The sequence below is a fragment of the Marinoscillum luteum genome, from assembly GCF_044005705.1.
GTDB lineage: Bacteria > Bacteroidota > Bacteroidia > Cytophagales > Cyclobacteriaceae > Marinoscillum > Marinoscillum luteum.
Genome location: NZ_JBIPKE010000019.1, coordinates 184,856 through 199,953 on the forward strand (window position 1 = coordinate 184,856; position 15,098 = coordinate 199,953).

Below are 15,098 nucleotides of genomic sequence, written 5' to 3' on the forward strand. Positions count from 1 at the left end.
GGATTACCCTCCGAAATCATCGAATCGGATGTTCTCATCAGGGATTCCATAGTCTTCTCCCATTTTCTGAACAGCGGCATTCATCAATGGAGGTCCACAGAAATACAATTCAATTTCTTCTGGCTGATCGTGCTTGCTCAGGTACTGATCGATCACCGCCTGGTGAACGAAGCCTAAGAAACCATCACCTTCTTTATCATGAATATCTTTTTTCACTTTCCAGTTATCTTCAGGAAGTGGCTCAGAGAGCACAAGGAAAAAACTGAAGTTAGGGAAGTCTTTTTCCAACTGAAAGAAGTGATCCAGATAGAACAATTCTCTTTTGGATCGACCTCCGTACCAGTACGTCACTTTTCTGCCGGTCTTCAAGGTCTTGAAGAGGTGATATAAGTGAGACCTCATAGGAGCCATACCAGCACCACCACCTACATAAAGCATCTCTGCGTCAGATGGATTGATGAAGAACTCACCATAAGGACCTGATATAGTTACTTTGTCTCCTTTTTTCCTAGAGAAAATATAAGAGGAAGCAATCCCTGGATTTACTTTCATCCAGCCATTGGCTGCTCTGTCAAACGGAGGTGTAGCGATCCTCACATTCAGCATGATCTCTCTTCCCTCTGCAGGATATGAGGCCATAGAATAGGCACGCTCGATGGTCTCCGTGTTTTTCATTTTCAGATCCCAAAGCCCAAACTTGTCCCACTCCAGCTGGAATTTATCCGGCTGATCGTGCTCCTCAGGGTGAGCCTCAATGTCCATGTCTTTGAAGTCCACTTCGCACTCAGGTACCTCTATCTGAATATAGCCACCCGCCTGATAGTCCATGTCTTCAGGAATTTCTACAACAAATTCTTTGATAAATGACGCCACGTTGTAGTTTCTCACTACGGTCGCTTCCCATTTCTTGATACCGAAAATCTCCTCTGGTATCTCTATTCTCATATCCTGCTTCACTTTCACCTGACATGAAAGTCGGACTTTTTCCTTCTGCTCTGTGCGACTCAAATGCCCTACCTCTGTTGGCAGCACATCACCACCCCCTTCTTCCACTTTACACTTACACATGGCACAGGTACCACCCCCACCACATGCAGATGGTAAGAATATTTTCTGACCAGAAAGTGTAGAAAGCAGCGTAGATCCGGCTGAAGTGGTGATCGGATTAGCCTCATCACCATTGATGATAATATTGACCGGGCCAGATTGCACCAGCTTGGACTGAGCAAAAAGCAGGATAAACACTAACAGAAGAATTACCGCGGTAAAGGCAATAATTGACGTAATTATGACTGATGACATAGGGCTGAAGCCTTTTGATTGAACTTAAATTGAAGCAAATATAAGTGATAAACTATTCTGAATAAAGGCAGAATAAGTCTATTTAGTTCTGGTTTTGGTAACAGTATGTTTGACCAAATGTTCACCTGGTCAATAGATTATTTTTAGCAGGGAGGTCAGCTTGCTTTTGAGCTGCCGCCGATCCACAATGAAGTCCAAAAAGCCATGATCTTTTACAAATTCAGCGCTTTGGAAACCTTTCGGTAAATCCTTGCCTATGGTCTCCCGGATCACACGCGGGCCGGCAAAGCCAATCAGTGCACCAGGTTCAGCGATGTTGAAATCCCCCAGCATGGCATATGATGCCGTCACCCCGCCAGTGGTGGGGTCGGTAAGCAGTGAGATATAAGGTATTTTGGCCTCCGAAAGCAATGCCAGTCTTGCAGAAGTCTTGGCCATCTGCATGAGGGAAAATCCCGCTTCCATCATTCTGGCACCTCCAGACTTGGAAATCATCAGAAAAGGGATCTTCTTTTTTAAAGAATGATTGATCCCTCTTGCGATTTTCTCACCTACCACTGATCCCATAGACCCACCAATAAAGGCAAAATCCATACAACAAATGGTGATTTCACGACCGTTCATTTTGCCATAGGCCGTCCTTACGGCATCTTTCAGCACCGTCTTTTTTTGTGTGGCTGCGATACGCTCAGGATACTTTTTGGTATCTGTAAATTTGAGTGGGTCACCCGAGGTTAGCTCAGCGTCCAGCTCTGTGAATTGATTGTCATCAAACAAAATTTCGAAGTACTCTTTGGAGCCGATCCTTACATGATAATCATCATCAGGACATACGTAAGCATTGTTTTTAAGCTCGCGCATGTGAATGATGTTGCCACTTGGGGTTTTATACCAGAGTCCGTCAGGGGCCTCTTTCTTTTTCTCCGTAGGAGTATTGATTCCTTTGTCTTGTCTTTTAAACCAAGCCATATGCCGATTTTAAGTGAACTGCAAAACTAAGTGATGTTGGGTAATTTGAGAGGAAGTCATTCGCTTTTCTAAATCATGCCGCAGCATTGATCTATTCAGAAAAAGTCAGATTTCACTTAACTTCTTCATAATCAACATAATCCCCACCTCTGAAATCTTTTTTCTCATTCTTTCGATCGCCAGGGACATAGTCGATATCCAGGTTACTTCCAGCAGCACGCCTTCTGGCATGCTGCTGATGAGTTTGTCCTGTACTTTGGTATTGTTGACGCTGCTGCTGGGCGCCCAAAAAGAGTATTTTGAAAAGAAACCCTCCTACTCGATAGATCAAATAAGATATGAGGGCTATTATCAACAAGAATTTTAACATAGTACTCTATTAACTTATCTACTGAGGTAGAGGTTTCGTTCAGCGTAAATTTCAAGAAAGTAATCATCCATCAAATCATCGATGAAGTAGATGGCTTCACCCGTAGATTTCATCTCAGGTCCCAGTTCCTTATTTACATTAGGGAACTTATGGAAAGAGAACACAGGCTCTTTGATGGCATATCCGTGCTTATAAGGCTTGAAATCAAAGTCTTTTACCTTCTTGGCTCCCAGCATCACCTTGGTGGCGTAGTTCACATAAGGTTCCCGGTAGGCCTTGCAAATGAAAGGCACCGTACGGGAAGCCCTTGGATTGGCCTCAATGATATAGACTTTGTCATCCTTGATGGCAAACTGAATATTGATAAGTCCAACGGTCTCCAGCGCTTTGGCGATTTTAATCGTGTACTCTTCGATCTGCCTAATCACAAAATCCCCCAGGTTGTAAGGTGGTAGCACTGCATAAGAATCTCCCGAATGGATCCCTGCGGGCTCTATGTGCTGCATGATCCCGATGATGTACACATCCGTACCATCACAAATGGCATCAGCTTCAGCTTCAATGGCTCCTTCCAGAAAGTGATCCAGCAAAATCTTGCCATCGGTTTTCTCCTTCAGCAGGTTCACCACGTGCTCTTCCATCTCCTGCTCGTTGATCACGATCTTCATGCTCTGGCCTCCCAGTACATAACTTGGTCTGACCAGCAATGGAAAACCAATCTCCTTGGAGAGTTCAATGGCTTCCTCAGCATCTTCTATCGTGCCATACTGCGGGTAAGGGATGCCTTGTTCTTTCAGCAAATCCGAAAAACGTCCCCGGTCCTCAGCCAGGTCCAGTGCTTCATAGCTGGTACCAATGACCTTGATCCCGTACCTACTGAGTTTCTCGGCCAGCTTCAAAGCAGTCTGCCCTCCCAGCTGAACGATCACACCCTCAGGTTTTTCATGAAGGATAATGTCATAAATATGCTCCCAAAAGACTGGCTCAAAGTAGAGTTTATCAGCCACATCAAAATCAGTGGAAACAGTCTCCGGGTTACAGTTGATCATGATGGTCTCATACCCGCACTCCTTGGCAGCAAGCACTCCGTGCACACAGGAGTAATCAAACTCAATTCCCTGTCCAATCCTGTTCGGACCGGAACCCAGCACTACTATTTTCTTTCTGTCGCTGGAGATGGACTCGTTCTCCTGATCAAAAGATGAGTAATAATATGGGGTCTGGGCCTCAAACTCCGCAGCACAGGTGTCCACAAGTTTGTACACCCGTTTGATACCCTCGTCATTCCTTTTTTGATAAACCTCACTCTCCAAGCACTTGAGAAGGTGCGCTATCTGACGGTCGGCATAGCCTTTTTCCTTGGCTTCTTTTAATAAATGTCTTGGCAAGCTATCCAGGGTGAATGCACTGATCTTGTTTTCCAGATAGATCAGTTCCTCAATCTGGTGCAAAAACCAGGGGTCAATTTTGGTCAGCTTCTGGATGGTCTTGAAAGGTATACCCAACTTGAACGCATCATAAATATGAAAAAGACGATTCCAGCTTGGATTCTCAAGGCTGTACAGGATTTCCTGCTGGTCTTTTAACTCGCGACCGTCAGCACCCAGACCGTTCCGCTTGATCTCCAGGGACTGGCAAGCCTTCTGTAGGGCTTCCTGGAAATTCCTTCCGATACCCATGGCCTCACCTACAGACTTCATCTGAAGTCCCAGCTTTCTGTCCGATCCGGGGAATTTATCAAAATTCCAGCGTGGTATTTTCACAATCACATAATCCAGTGCCGGCTCAAAAAAGGCTGACGTGGTTTTCGTGATTTGGTTTTTAAGTTCATCCAGGTTGTACCCGATGGCCAGCTTGGCGGCAATCTTAGCAATAGGATATCCTGTAGCTTTTGAAGCCAGTGCTGAAGACCTGGAAACCCTCGGGTTGATCTCAATACCGACAATCTCATCAGTCTCAGGGTGTACAGAAAACTGAACGTTACATCCCCCTGCAAACTGGCCAATGGCATTCATCATGCGCTTGGCCAAATCCCGCATCTGCTGATAGACAGTATCTGGCAATGTCATGGCTGGTGCCACCGTGATGGAATCCCCCGTATGGACACCCATCGGATCAAAATTTTCGATGCTACAGATGATGATGATGTTGCCGATGTTGTCACGGAGTAACTCAAGCTCATACTCTTTCCAGCCCATGATACTCTGCTCCACGAGCACCTCATGGATCGGTGAGGCCTGAAGGCCTGCATTGAGGGCTTTGTCAAAATCTTCCGGCTTATCCACAAACCCGCCACCAAAACCACCAAGGGTATAGGATGGTCTGATTACCAAAGGAAATCCAATTTCCTGAGCGATCTCTTTTCCTTTCAGAAAGGAGGTGGCTGTTTCACCCTTGCAGGTATTTACGCCGATCTCTGCCATCTTCAGTCGGAATTTTTCCCGGTCTTCAGTGGTCTCGATGGCATTGATATCCACCCCAATGATTTTTACACCGTATTTTTCCCAAATCCCGGATTTATCACATTCGATGGCGAGGTTGAGTGCTGTCTGGCCCCCTTGCGTAGGGAGTACAGCATCAATATCGTGTTTTTCCAGAACCTCCTTAATGGATTTTTTGGTCAGTGGGAGGAGATACACGTTATCAGCAGTAACCGGGTCTGTCATAATGGTGGCCGGGTTGCTATTGATAAGGGTGACCTCAATACCTTCTTCTCTCAGCGATTTAGCCGCTTGAGAGCCTGAATAATCAAACTCGCAGGCCTGACCAATGATGATGGGACCGCTTCCGATGATGAGTACTGACTTAATACTGGAGTCTTTTGGCATAAGTAATGGAGGTTACATAGGTACAAATTGGGGCAAATTTAAGTCAGGGAACCTCCACGGGAAAACCGATTAAAACTAAATTTGAGAAAGTGGCCGATTAATTTTCATATTTACAAATTCCCAAAGCAAAAAAGGCCACCTCTTCATTTTCAAGTATGTATTATTGCAAATTGCATTTTTTCAGATGAATCGTATTGACCGACTAACTGCCATCCTTATTCAACTTCAGGGAAAACCACGGATCCCGATGGAAGATTTTGAGGAGCGCTTTGGGGTAAGCCGCCGGACAATCTTCAGAGACCTCAAGTCACTCATGGAAGCAGGGGTGCCGATTGGTGGAGATGCCGGAGAAGGATACTTCATTGTGGATGGTTATCACCTGCCACCGGTGGTTTTCAATAAGGAAGAAGCCGCTGCGCTCCTACTGGGCGCAAAGTTGATCGAACAAAATGCCGATAGTCAGATTGCCAAAAATTTTCAGGAGGCGATGTACAAGATCAAGGCCGTCCTCAAATGTCACGACCGGGAGTTTTTGGACACCCTGGAGCAAAGTATTTCGGTAATCGCCTCACCGACAGTTACCAATTTTGGATTTCCTGACTCACACATCGCAGAAATCCAGATGGCACTGGCCGCCCGAAAAATTATTCAAATACGCTATCACTCTAACTATAAAGACCAGACGACCGACAGAAAGGTGGCCCCTTTGGGGCTGGTGTACTATTCTTCAAGATGGCACCTGATCGGCTACTGTCACCTGAGAACAGACCTTCGCGATTTTCGAACCGACAGAATTCAAAGTCTCAACATTCTATCCGACAACTACCACCCGGAGGACCATCCGAATTATCTGGAGTTCCTGCAGAGAATGATCGGAGGGACAGATGCCAATGAAGCAACCATCCGGTTTTCCAAAAAAGTCACCCGATTCATTCAGGACCAAAAGTATCACTATGGTTTTGTCGAGGAGCATGCTGAGGGTGATGTGGTAGAAATGAAATTCATCACTCCCCATTACGAATACCTTGCTCGGTGGCTGCTCATGTTTATAGAAGAAGCCACTGTAGTATCTCCCCCTAAGCTCCAGGGGCTTGTAGCCAGCTATTCCCAAGGTTTAATCACCCATCACCAAAAATATTTCACCTCCTGAAAATCAAGTGACATAGGGTTGTCACTACGGGTCATTTCTTTGTCTCACAAACCAAAATCAAAGAAAAAATGACCAATCAAAACGTCAAAGAAGTGGTGGTTTACACCCTAAATGAGAAAGTAGACCCTGCAAATGCCTTCGCTTTTGTACGGGAAATCCTGGCGGGATACCATGGAGTTGTTTCCATGGAAACTGAGCAGATGCTAAATGACCCGCTCACCTACATGGATATCATCGTTTGGGAAAATGCAAAACAAGCACAGGAGGCCCAGCAAAACTTCGAAAAGCACCCAAGAGCTTCTGAGTTTGGACACTATTTTAAGGAAACCAAGTTTTTCGCTCATTTTCAACCCCTTCAATCCAACTGACATGGAAACATTAGAAAGCAAACTGGATCTGACCAAAGCCGATCCGCTCTACTACAAAGCCAAAGTAACTCCCGACCTGGTACACCTCGGAGATTACTACTACCTGACCATTGCTGGCCAGTCTGCACCGGAAGACCCTCAGTTTCTTCAGGCCATAGAGGCCATTTACGCCGTGGCCTATGGCATCAAATTCATAAATAAGGCTGAAGACAACGATTTTGTGGTTCCAAAAATGGAATGTAACTGGTGGATAGCAGGCGGACTAGCGCAGCAACACCTTTTCACTCAGGCACCCAGATCAGAATGGTACTGGAAAATTTCCATCAGAATGCCAGACATGGTGGCATCTGATCACTTCTTTAGGGCTGTCCACCTGGCCAAAACTAAAAAGGCACATATAAAGAGCCTTGAGGATGTCAAATTTGAATCTTTCGAAGAAGGTCTGTGCGTGCAAATACTGCACAAAGGATCCTGGGAGGATGAGCAACCTTCCATCGGTCAACTGATGGATTATGTGAAAGCCAATCAGTTGGAAATCACTTCTTATCACAAGGAGATTTACCTCACTGACCCAAAGCGGGTGACACCTGAAAAGCTTAAAACTATCCTACGCTATCAGGTGAAAAGATCCGGACTTCATTTAAATCCTATCCAAGCAAATCTGAAAAATGGGCATTAACTCACAAGGACTGAGAACCACGATCTACAAGGTAGATGATCTCGCAGAAGCCAGAAGCTGGTACGAGCGTGCCTTTGGTGTTTCTCCATACTTTGACCAGCCATTCTATGTTGGCTTTGACATTGGGGGGTATGAGCTTGGCCTCCTTCCCGAAAAGGTAGAGGGCATAAGGACCGAAAATGTACTAACCTACTGGGCTGTAGAGGATATTACGGATGCCTATGACAAGATGGTGAGCCATGGAGCCAAAGAACTGGAAACTCCCAACGATGTGGGAGAAGGAATCAAAGTGGCGCTGGTCAAGGATCCATGGCTAAATGTCATCGGCTTGATTTACAACCCTTTTTTCAAGCAAAAGTCGTCTTAGCTCATGATGTGGGTTCACCGCCATTTTTAAATGCCCGTTTTTTATTAAGTTGTCCTGTGAAACCAAACTATAAATTCATGAAAAGCGGAATGATCAGAGGTATTTTATTCATTGCGGTGGGATTATTTATGATCTACTGGGCCCAAACCCATTCACCCAGAGATCTGGGGAACGTAGTTGGGAATGCCATATCAGGGTCTTACACCATGTCCGAACCATGGTACTATGCATGTCTGGGCCTGGGCATCCTGGTAGGTGTAGTGGGAGTCCTCCGAACGTATAAATCTATGAAATAACAAAAACCCCGGCGAGACATCTCGCCGGGTTTTTTGTTTCTATTTAATGTGGAAGGTCACCTCTTTGACAGCTTCATTATTGAGGAAATCTTTGGCCTTCACCACCAGTGTATGCTTGCCTTTCTTCATACCTGAAATCAGCCCTGCGTAGGGCTTGAATGGAGCGTCATCCAAACTATAGGTCACAGAATTCACCCCGGAGGTTTTGTCCGTAGCAGACAGGAATATTCCCGATGTGATAGGATAGACAAGCTTCCCTTCCCTACTATCGGTATTCCCTGTGTTAAATTGAATGAAGATGTTAGGTGCCGTAGCATCTAGATAGAATGTGAACTTGGCAATGTTTCGGTTGTTTACATTGTCATAACCATAATAATTGAGGGTGTTGAATCCTTCTCTGGTCAGTGTGAAAGGCTCGGTGTAAAGCTCCTCTCCTACATCACTCCCCAGGCTATAGGCAATGCTTTTAAAACCTGATTCAGGGTCTGTACCAGTCAGTTTGATTTTCGAATACGGCCCTATGAAAAGCGTATCACTTCTGGTGAAAGTATAATTACCGATGCTGTGATTAATCACTGGGCCTGTAAGGTCAACATAAAATTTGTTGACATTGTGTTTGAACTCTTCAAACCCACCCTGACCAATGTAGCGGCTGTTTTTACTGTCTGCTGTAGAATTATCAAGATTATCTACGGAGTAGTACTTGATCAGGTGAACCCCGGAAACACTTGGAAGATAAAACGGCTTTTCATATTTCTTGAACTCCTCATTATCTACCGAATACATCACTTCTTTCACCCCTACTTTGTTGTCCACGGCCGTTAACTTCAGCTTGGTTCTGCCAGAAAAATAAACCTCATCCATCACAATAAACCGGTCTCCCAATACATCTGCAACCATGAGCGGAGCGGATTTATCAAGGAAGAAAGTGAAACTCTTGTGCTCCTCTACATTTTTGACCTTATCCTCAGCATAGTAGGTAATGGTGTGTTCGCCCTCTTCCAGCTGGGCAGTTGGTAATTGCAAGCCATTGTACTTTTTGAAGGGCTGATCGTCAAACTTATAGTAAACAGAAGCGACCCCTGAAATAGAGTCCAAAGCCAGAATATATAGTTTTGAACCGGTGGAGATCACCTCATCCTCAGTAATCCCATTGATGGTAAGGTCAGAGTATGGCGGTGTGGGATCCACGACAAAGCTTATGCTTTTCTTGTCTTCCACATTGCCTACCTCATCCTCGCTGTAGTACTCTACTTTATATATACCGGGATCCTGAAAGGTTAGCGGCTTTTGGTAAGGAGTATATTTTCCATCATTGATGGCATATTCCAATTTTCTGACACCAGATAGCTGATCTTTTGCTTCCAGGGATACGTTGACTCCAGCCTTGTAGTAAAGGAGATCGCCCTGAAATTTATTCACATTTTCATAAGACACGGAAGTCACCGGAGCAATGCCATCCGCGTATATTTCAAACATCACTTCACTGTCCGGAATCACCCGCTTGGTTTCAGGGTCCACGGCATTCCTCGATCTGATGTAGTTAACACCTTCGGTATCCAGATAAAATGGATCGGCGTATTGGGCCGTTGCCTTGCTCTTCAAGCGCTCCTTGTCTCCATCTGGTGCATCTGACACAAAAAGGTAAACGGGTGTGGACTTCCGCCAATACAGCGCGCCGGTCGAATCTGTGAAGTGTGTGGGACGGTTCTGGGCAAGACATACTGCTCCCGTCAGGAAAACAATTAAATAAATAAAGAATCTCATTTAAAGCTAGGTTTGGTATTCGGTTTTAGTAAATCTTAAGGAAAATTCGGTTCCATTTCCGGGTTGGCTGGAGACTTCAATGAGCCCCCCAACCTTTTCTATAAGTTCTTTACAAAGGATAAGTCCCAAACCTGAGCCCATTTCATGTTCGGTACCAAGTGTACTGTGGTTCGTAGAAATATTAAAAAGAGAGGCAATTTTCTGTTCATCCATTCCGATGCCATTATCAAAGATTTTGAGGCAATCACCTTTTTGGTCGGTTTCAAAATCTACTACCACGGTGCCTCCTTTTGGGGTAAATTTGATAGCGTTTTGGACCAGGTTTCTCACCACAATATTGACCATTTGGGTGTCGGATTTTAACCTGTCTGTAGGGGATAGGTTAGAAATCAATTCGATTTGCTTGGTTGTGGCCTGATGACGAAGCAACCTGAAGGTTTCTTCCACCAGCTTGGCTACCTCCACCTCTTCTATATGTGGTTCTTCCTTCTTGATCTGAGAGCGTGACCAGTTGAGTAAATTATCCACCAGACTTGCGCTGTTGGTGAGCTGATTCTGAACACTATTGAGTGCTTTTCTCAGATCATCTGACATCTCAAAGTCATCGATAACATAAAAGAAAAAACCCTCCAGGGAGCCAATCGGGCTTCGAAGGTCATGTGAGATGATCGAAAAAATTCGGTCTTTGGTTTCGTTGGCAATTTCCAACTCCCGTCGTTGGACTTCTATAGATTCGTTCTTGAGAAGTAGCTCCTTGTTATACTTTCTGGACCTGAAAATATTGATCAAAATCAGTATGCCAATGACCACTACGGCCAGTATGGTGATGATGAGCGAATTCCTTAGGTAAGCCTTCTGACTCTGAAGCTTTTTGTTTTCGGCCTCCCTGGCTGCTGCGGCCATGGCTGTAAGTTCTTTATCGCGTTCCAACAGTTCTATCTCTACTTCCTTTCTACTCAGATTAGAGTAAAGACTTTGGTTGATAGAGTCCTTTGCCTGAAGCTGCGCTTCTTTCTCGTATATTTCCAACTGCTGTTTTAGCAATTCTATTTCCTTCTTGGCCTTGTCTGCCTCTAGCACCTGCTTTTCGAGTCTTTCCTCCGCCAGTTCACGGTTCATCCCCTTGATCTCCGCTCGCTGTATGTCTTCATGAAAGGATTTGTAGAGTTCAAAATACTGGAGCGACTTTTCCACCTCACCCATTTTCTCATAGGTTTCGGAGAGCATCCCATAGACACTCCGCATCTGGTGCTTATCATACAGCTCGCGGGCGATATCGATGGCCTCAGAGAGGTGTTTGATGGATTCTGAATACTTGTGGAGGTTATTGAGAACGACGGATATATTCACCAGAGCAGATATGACTCCTGCCGGCTCATTGGAGGCTCTTCGTGCTGCGAGTGTTTTGGTAAATGCCGCCAAAGATTCTTCGTAGCGACCAATATCCGCATAGAGCATCCCAAGGTTATTGTTGATCATGGCAATGCCATTTTCATTGGAAACACGCTCATTGAGCACCAGCGACTTCTCATAGTAGGTAGCCGCTTCAGCATAGTGATTGTTGTTCCAGTAGACGAAAGCCACATCGTTCAGTGCCCCTGAGGCTCCCCGAAAGTCATCCTTGGCGATGAGGGCTTCGTATTTCTCCAAGCTCTTGAATACAATGCCTGAATCACTTTTCGATAGAGGGTATTCCTGAGCATGGCCCGACCAAAAAATCAGGATAAAGAAAAATGCAAGTAATACTCTCAGCATAGGGTATCGAAAATAATAAAAAGGATATTGATACTACTATCCTTTTCGATAGAGGCCATCTTTCAACCAACAACCATTGGTTTTCACTCGAAGAATGACACTCAAACACACAAAGGATTGAGTGCAACCACGAATGCCTTCACCCTAATATAACGAAAAAACCCCTTAAGACATACTTACTCAAACATGAATTGGACGGTTATCAGTAGCCGCCAGACAAGCTTCCTTCACTGCTTCCATATATGTAGGATGCGCATGGGACATTCTGGCTACGTCCTCAGCTGAAGCTCTAAACTCCATAGCGGTAACTCCGGCAGCAATCATATCAGCTGCACGTGCTCCTATAATGTGAATACCGAGTATCTCATCGGTCTCTTTATCCGCCAAGACCTTCACCAGCCCATCCAGGTCCATAGAGGCGCGTGCACGCCCCAGGGCTTTATAAGGAAATTTTCCTGTTTTGTACTTTCGCCCCTGATCTTTCAACTGTTCCTCGGTGTATCCTACACTGGCTACCTCTGGCCACGTGTATACCACACCCGGTATCAGGTTATAGTTGATGTGTGGCTTCTGACCGGCCATCTGCTCTGCCACAAAAACACCCTCTTCTTCTGCCTTGTGAGCCAGCATGGCGCCTTTCACTACATCTCCAATCGCCCATATATTGTCTACATTAGTCTTGAGGTGCTCATCCACCTCTATCTGTCCACGGTCGGTCATCTTCACTCCGGCATTCTCCAAACTCAGGCCATCGGTATATGGTCTCCTGCCTATGGACACCAGACAATAGTCACCCTTCAGCTCCAAATTCTCCCCTTTTGAGTTCTCCGCAGTGATGGTCACTTCTTTGCCTTTAGCTGCTACTGCAGTCACTTTATGACTCAGGTAGATATCAAACCCAAGCTTCTTCAATGACTTCTGCAACTCCTTGCCCATAGTGCCATCCATGGAAGGGATGAGGTTATCCAGAAACTCTACCACAGATATTTTCGCTCCAAGACGCGCATATACGGAACCCAACTCCATACCAATGACGCCACCTCCTATGATGATCATGTGCTTAGGCACTTCTTTGAGCTCCAATGCTTCCGTACTAGTAATCACTCTTTTCTTGTCCAACTTGATAAAGGGAAGTGATGAGGGCTTAGAACCTGTAGCAATTATAATTTTGTCAGAGGTGATCTCCTTCTCCTCCTTTTGTGATTTGATCAGAATGGTGTGCTTATCTTTAAAGGAGCCAACACCCTCATAAACATCGATTTTATTCTTGTTCATCAGGTATGAAATCCCCTCTACGTTTTGTTTCACCACATCAGCCTTGCGGGCAATCATCTGCTTTAGGTTAACCTTGGGCTGGCTGATGTCTATACCATGCTCTTTAAAAGTAGTTTCGGCATTATGAAAATGCTCAGAGGAGTCCAGCAATGCCTTGGATGGAATACATCCCACATTCAGGCAAGTACCACCCAGAGTAGGGTACTTTTCAATAATGGCTGTTTTGAAGCCGAGCTGTGCAGCTCTGATGGCTGCTACATAACCTCCTGGTCCTGATCCGATTACCGTTACATCGTATTGCATAGTATTTAATATTTGGGTACCCAGCAGCTAGTCATTAACTAAGCCACATGACACAATGGCTCAACGCTATCTGCATTATTTCATTTTTAGATCAATAGGACAAAAGGCTCACTTTATACTCCCAACAAAAGTCTTGTTGGATCTTCCAACAACTGCTTCACTCGCACCAGGAAGCTCACGGACTCACGTCCATCAATGATTCTGTGGTCATAAGATAAAGCTACATACATGATAGGCCTTACCACCACTGCTCCATTTTCTACCACGGGGCGCTCCACGATGTTATGCATCCCCAAAATAGCAGACTGAGGGGCATTGATTATAGGCGTAGACAGCATAGATCCAAATATCCCACCGTTGGTAATCGTAAAGGTACCACCTTGCATTTCGTCAATACTCAGCTTACCATCACGTGCCTTGGAGGCCAATCTCACCACTTCCTTTTCGATCTGGTCAAAGCTCAGTGACTCTGCATTTCGAATCACAGGCACCACCAATCCCTTAGGAGCCGATACGGCAATGGACACATCACAGTAGTCACTGTAGACAATCTCTTCACCATCGATCATGGCATTCACTGCCGGCCAATCCTGAAGGGCCATTGTACATGCTTTGGTGAAAAAGGACATGAAGCCCAATCCTACCTCGTACTTCTCTTTGAAGGACTCCTTGTATTTTTTTCTAAGCTCCATGATAGGCCCCATGTTCACTTCATTGAATGTAGTGAGCATGGCGGTCTCATTCTTCACGGAGACTAGTCTTCTGGAAACCGTCTTTCTCAGAGAAGTCATTTTCTGCCGATTCTGCCCGCGACTTACGCCAGATTTTATTTCCGGGGCCTCGAAAGCAGGCTTAGACTCAGGTTTTGCGGGAGCCTTATCTTTGATGACCTCCTGCTTAGGAGCTGATTTTTCAGCATTCATCGCATCTTCCTTGGTAATACGCCCGTCTTTTCCACTACCCGTCACCGCGTCGGCGGATATTCCTTTTTCCTGTAGGATCTTTGCTGCGGCTGGTGATGCGTGTCCCGTAGCATAAGTCTCCTTAGACTCGGAGGAGCTACTGGCTGCGCTCCCTGAAGAGGATGAAGATGCCGGTGCGCTGGCTCCACCCCCATCTGTAACTTCTATCTTACAAATCAGGGCGCCTATTTCCAGGGTAGTACCTTCCTCCGCTATGATCTCCAGCTTGCCATTGGCCTCAGCAGTCAATTCGAAAGTAGCCTTGTCAGACTCGATCTCGGCGATTACCTCATCCAACTCCACCATTTCACCACTCTTTTTAGTCCAGGACGAAATGGTCACCTCATTGATGGACTCTCCTACAGCCGGTACTTTCATTTCAACGGTCTCCCCGGTAGCCTTGCCTTCCTTAGCAGCACCTGCTGATGCTGGTTCGCTTGCTTTAGGGGCATCCTCTCCGGCCGGAGCCTTCGACTCATCTATAGTGCAGAGTACTGCACCTATATCCAAAGTATCTCCTTCCTGAGCTTTGATACTCAGCTGCCCAGCCGCTTCTGCTGTCACTTCAAAGGTGGCTTTGTCTGATTCCAGTTCGCAAATCACCTCATCCATCTCCACAATATCTCCGTCCTTTTTGGTCCATTGTGCTACCGTGACTTCCGTGATTGATTCACCTACTGCCGGTACTTTCATTTCAAGGCTCATAA

The 15,098-nt window shown here is 45.6% G+C and carries 13 protein-coding genes; 5 read left to right on the plus strand and 8 right to left on the minus strand.

What is annotated here, in order from left to right:
• Window positions 1–3: 3 nt before the first annotated feature.
• The 4 genes from nqrF to carB all read right to left on the minus strand — a co-directional run bounded on the left by nqrF (window position 4) and on the right by carB (window position 5,469).
• Entirely contained in the window at window positions 4–1,302 is a 1,299-nt protein-coding gene (gene nqrF / locus ACHKAR_RS15910; protein WP_159583226.1) for an NADH:ubiquinone reductase (Na(+)-transporting) subunit F, read from the minus strand.
• A gap of 129 nt (window positions 1,303–1,431) precedes the next feature.
• Window positions 1,432–2,271: an acetyl-CoA carboxylase, carboxyltransferase subunit beta gene (accD, locus tag ACHKAR_RS15915; protein ID WP_395418376.1), complete on the minus strand. Its 840-nt coding sequence runs from the start codon at window positions 2,269–2,271 to the stop codon at window positions 1,432–1,434.
• A gap of 112 nt (window positions 2,272–2,383) precedes the next feature.
• Window positions 2,384–2,641 carry a DUF4834 family protein gene (locus tag ACHKAR_RS15920; RefSeq protein ID WP_159583222.1) on the minus strand — a complete coding sequence of 86 codons (258 nt, stop codon included), beginning with the start codon at window positions 2,639–2,641 and terminating at the stop codon, window positions 2,384–2,386.
• Between the two features lie 14 nt (window positions 2,642–2,655).
• The gene (carB, locus tag ACHKAR_RS15925) at window positions 2,656–5,469 is read right to left on the minus strand and encodes a carbamoyl-phosphate synthase large subunit (protein ID WP_395418377.1); all 2,814 of its coding nucleotides are present in this window, start codon (window positions 5,467–5,469) and stop codon (window positions 2,656–2,658) included.
• A gap of 184 nt (window positions 5,470–5,653) precedes the next feature.
• On the opposite strand from carB, the gene ACHKAR_RS15930 reads away from it, so the two are divergent.
• The 5 genes from ACHKAR_RS15930 (at window position 5,654) to ACHKAR_RS15950 (ending at window position 8,329) form a co-directional block, all read left to right on the plus strand.
• The gene (locus tag ACHKAR_RS15930) at window positions 5,654–6,619 is read left to right on the plus strand and encodes a helix-turn-helix transcriptional regulator (RefSeq protein WP_395418379.1); all 966 of its coding nucleotides are present in this window, start codon (window positions 5,654–5,656) and stop codon (window positions 6,617–6,619) included.
• A gap of 68 nt (window positions 6,620–6,687) precedes the next feature.
• Complete coding sequence (locus ACHKAR_RS15935; RefSeq protein ID WP_395418380.1) at window positions 6,688–6,987, plus strand: hypothetical protein; 300 nt, start codon at window positions 6,688–6,690, stop codon at window positions 6,985–6,987.
• A 1-nt stretch (window position 6,988) separates the two neighbouring features.
• Window positions 6,989–7,666 (plus strand): GyrI-like domain-containing protein, encoded by a 678-nt coding sequence (locus tag ACHKAR_RS15940; protein ID WP_395418381.1) that lies wholly within the window; start codon window positions 6,989–6,991, stop codon window positions 7,664–7,666.
• Entirely contained in the window at window positions 7,656–8,033 is a 378-nt protein-coding gene (locus ACHKAR_RS15945; RefSeq protein WP_159583212.1) for a VOC family protein, read from the plus strand. The genes ACHKAR_RS15940 and ACHKAR_RS15945 overlap by 11 nt, the downstream gene beginning before the upstream one ends.
• A 77-nt stretch (window positions 8,034–8,110) precedes the next feature.
• Complete coding sequence (locus ACHKAR_RS15950) at window positions 8,111–8,329, plus strand: hypothetical protein (protein WP_395418382.1); 219 nt, start codon at window positions 8,111–8,113, stop codon at window positions 8,327–8,329.
• Window positions 8,330–8,368: 39 nt separating this feature from the next.
• On the opposite strand, the gene ACHKAR_RS15955 is transcribed toward ACHKAR_RS15950, so the two are convergent.
• From ACHKAR_RS15955 to odhB, 4 genes are all read right to left on the minus strand, one after another.
• Window positions 8,369–10,096, minus strand: a complete 1,728-nt coding sequence (locus ACHKAR_RS15955) for an OmpL47-type beta-barrel domain-containing protein (RefSeq protein WP_395418383.1) — start codon at window positions 10,094–10,096, stop codon at window positions 8,369–8,371.
• A gap of 6 nt (window positions 10,097–10,102) precedes the next feature.
• Window positions 10,103–11,851, minus strand: a complete 1,749-nt coding sequence (locus ACHKAR_RS15960) for an ATP-binding protein (RefSeq protein ID WP_395418384.1) — start codon at window positions 11,849–11,851, stop codon at window positions 10,103–10,105.
• 180 nt (window positions 11,852–12,031) lie between these two features.
• Window positions 12,032–13,429 (minus strand): dihydrolipoyl dehydrogenase, encoded by a 1,398-nt coding sequence (lpdA, locus tag ACHKAR_RS15965; protein ID WP_395418385.1) that lies wholly within the window; start codon window positions 13,427–13,429, stop codon window positions 12,032–12,034.
• 113 nt (window positions 13,430–13,542) lie between these two features.
• Window positions 13,543–15,096, minus strand: a complete 1,554-nt coding sequence (gene odhB, locus ACHKAR_RS15970) for a 2-oxoglutarate dehydrogenase complex dihydrolipoyllysine-residue succinyltransferase (RefSeq protein ID WP_395418386.1) — start codon at window positions 15,094–15,096, stop codon at window positions 13,543–13,545.
• Between the last annotated feature and the right edge of the window lie 2 nt (window positions 15,097–15,098).

What these genes read in the sequence shown, in the direction of transcription:
- ACHKAR_RS15920 (WP_159583222.1), bottom strand. Translation starts at nt 2,641, where the DNA reads ATGTTAAAATTCTTGTTGATAATAGCCCTCATATCTTATTTGATCTAT.
- nqrF (WP_159583226.1), bottom strand. Translation starts at nt 1,302, where the DNA reads ATGTCATCAGTCATAATTACGTCAATTATTGCCTTTACCGCGGTAATT.
- ACHKAR_RS15960 (WP_395418384.1), bottom strand. Translation starts at nt 11,851, where the DNA reads ATGCTGAGAGTATTACTTGCATTTTTCTTTATCCTGATTTTTTGGTCG.
- ACHKAR_RS15945 (WP_159583212.1), top strand. Translation starts at nt 7,656, where the DNA reads ATGGGCATTAACTCACAAGGACTGAGAACCACGATCTACAAGGTAGAT.
- accD (WP_395418376.1), bottom strand. Translation starts at nt 2,271, where the DNA reads ATGGCTTGGTTTAAAAGACAAGACAAAGGAATCAATACTCCTACGGAG.
- ACHKAR_RS15930 (WP_395418379.1), top strand. Translation starts at nt 5,654, where the DNA reads ATGAATCGTATTGACCGACTAACTGCCATCCTTATTCAACTTCAGGGA.
- ACHKAR_RS15950 (WP_395418382.1), top strand. Translation starts at nt 8,111, where the DNA reads ATGAAAAGCGGAATGATCAGAGGTATTTTATTCATTGCGGTGGGATTA.
- ACHKAR_RS15940 (WP_395418381.1), top strand. Translation starts at nt 6,989, where the DNA reads ATGGAAACATTAGAAAGCAAACTGGATCTGACCAAAGCCGATCCGCTC.
- ACHKAR_RS15935 (WP_395418380.1), top strand. Translation starts at nt 6,688, where the DNA reads ATGACCAATCAAAACGTCAAAGAAGTGGTGGTTTACACCCTAAATGAG.
- lpdA (WP_395418385.1), bottom strand. Translation starts at nt 13,429, where the DNA reads ATGCAATACGATGTAACGGTAATCGGATCAGGACCAGGAGGTTATGTA.
- ACHKAR_RS15955 (WP_395418383.1), bottom strand. Translation starts at nt 10,096, where the DNA reads ATGAGATTCTTTATTTATTTAATTGTTTTCCTGACGGGAGCAGTATGT.
- odhB (WP_395418386.1), bottom strand. Translation starts at nt 15,096, where the DNA reads ATGAGCCTTGAAATGAAAGTACCGGCAGTAGGTGAATCAATCACGGAA.
- carB (WP_395418377.1), bottom strand. Translation starts at nt 5,469, where the DNA reads ATGCCAAAAGACTCCAGTATTAAGTCAGTACTCATCATCGGAAGCGGT.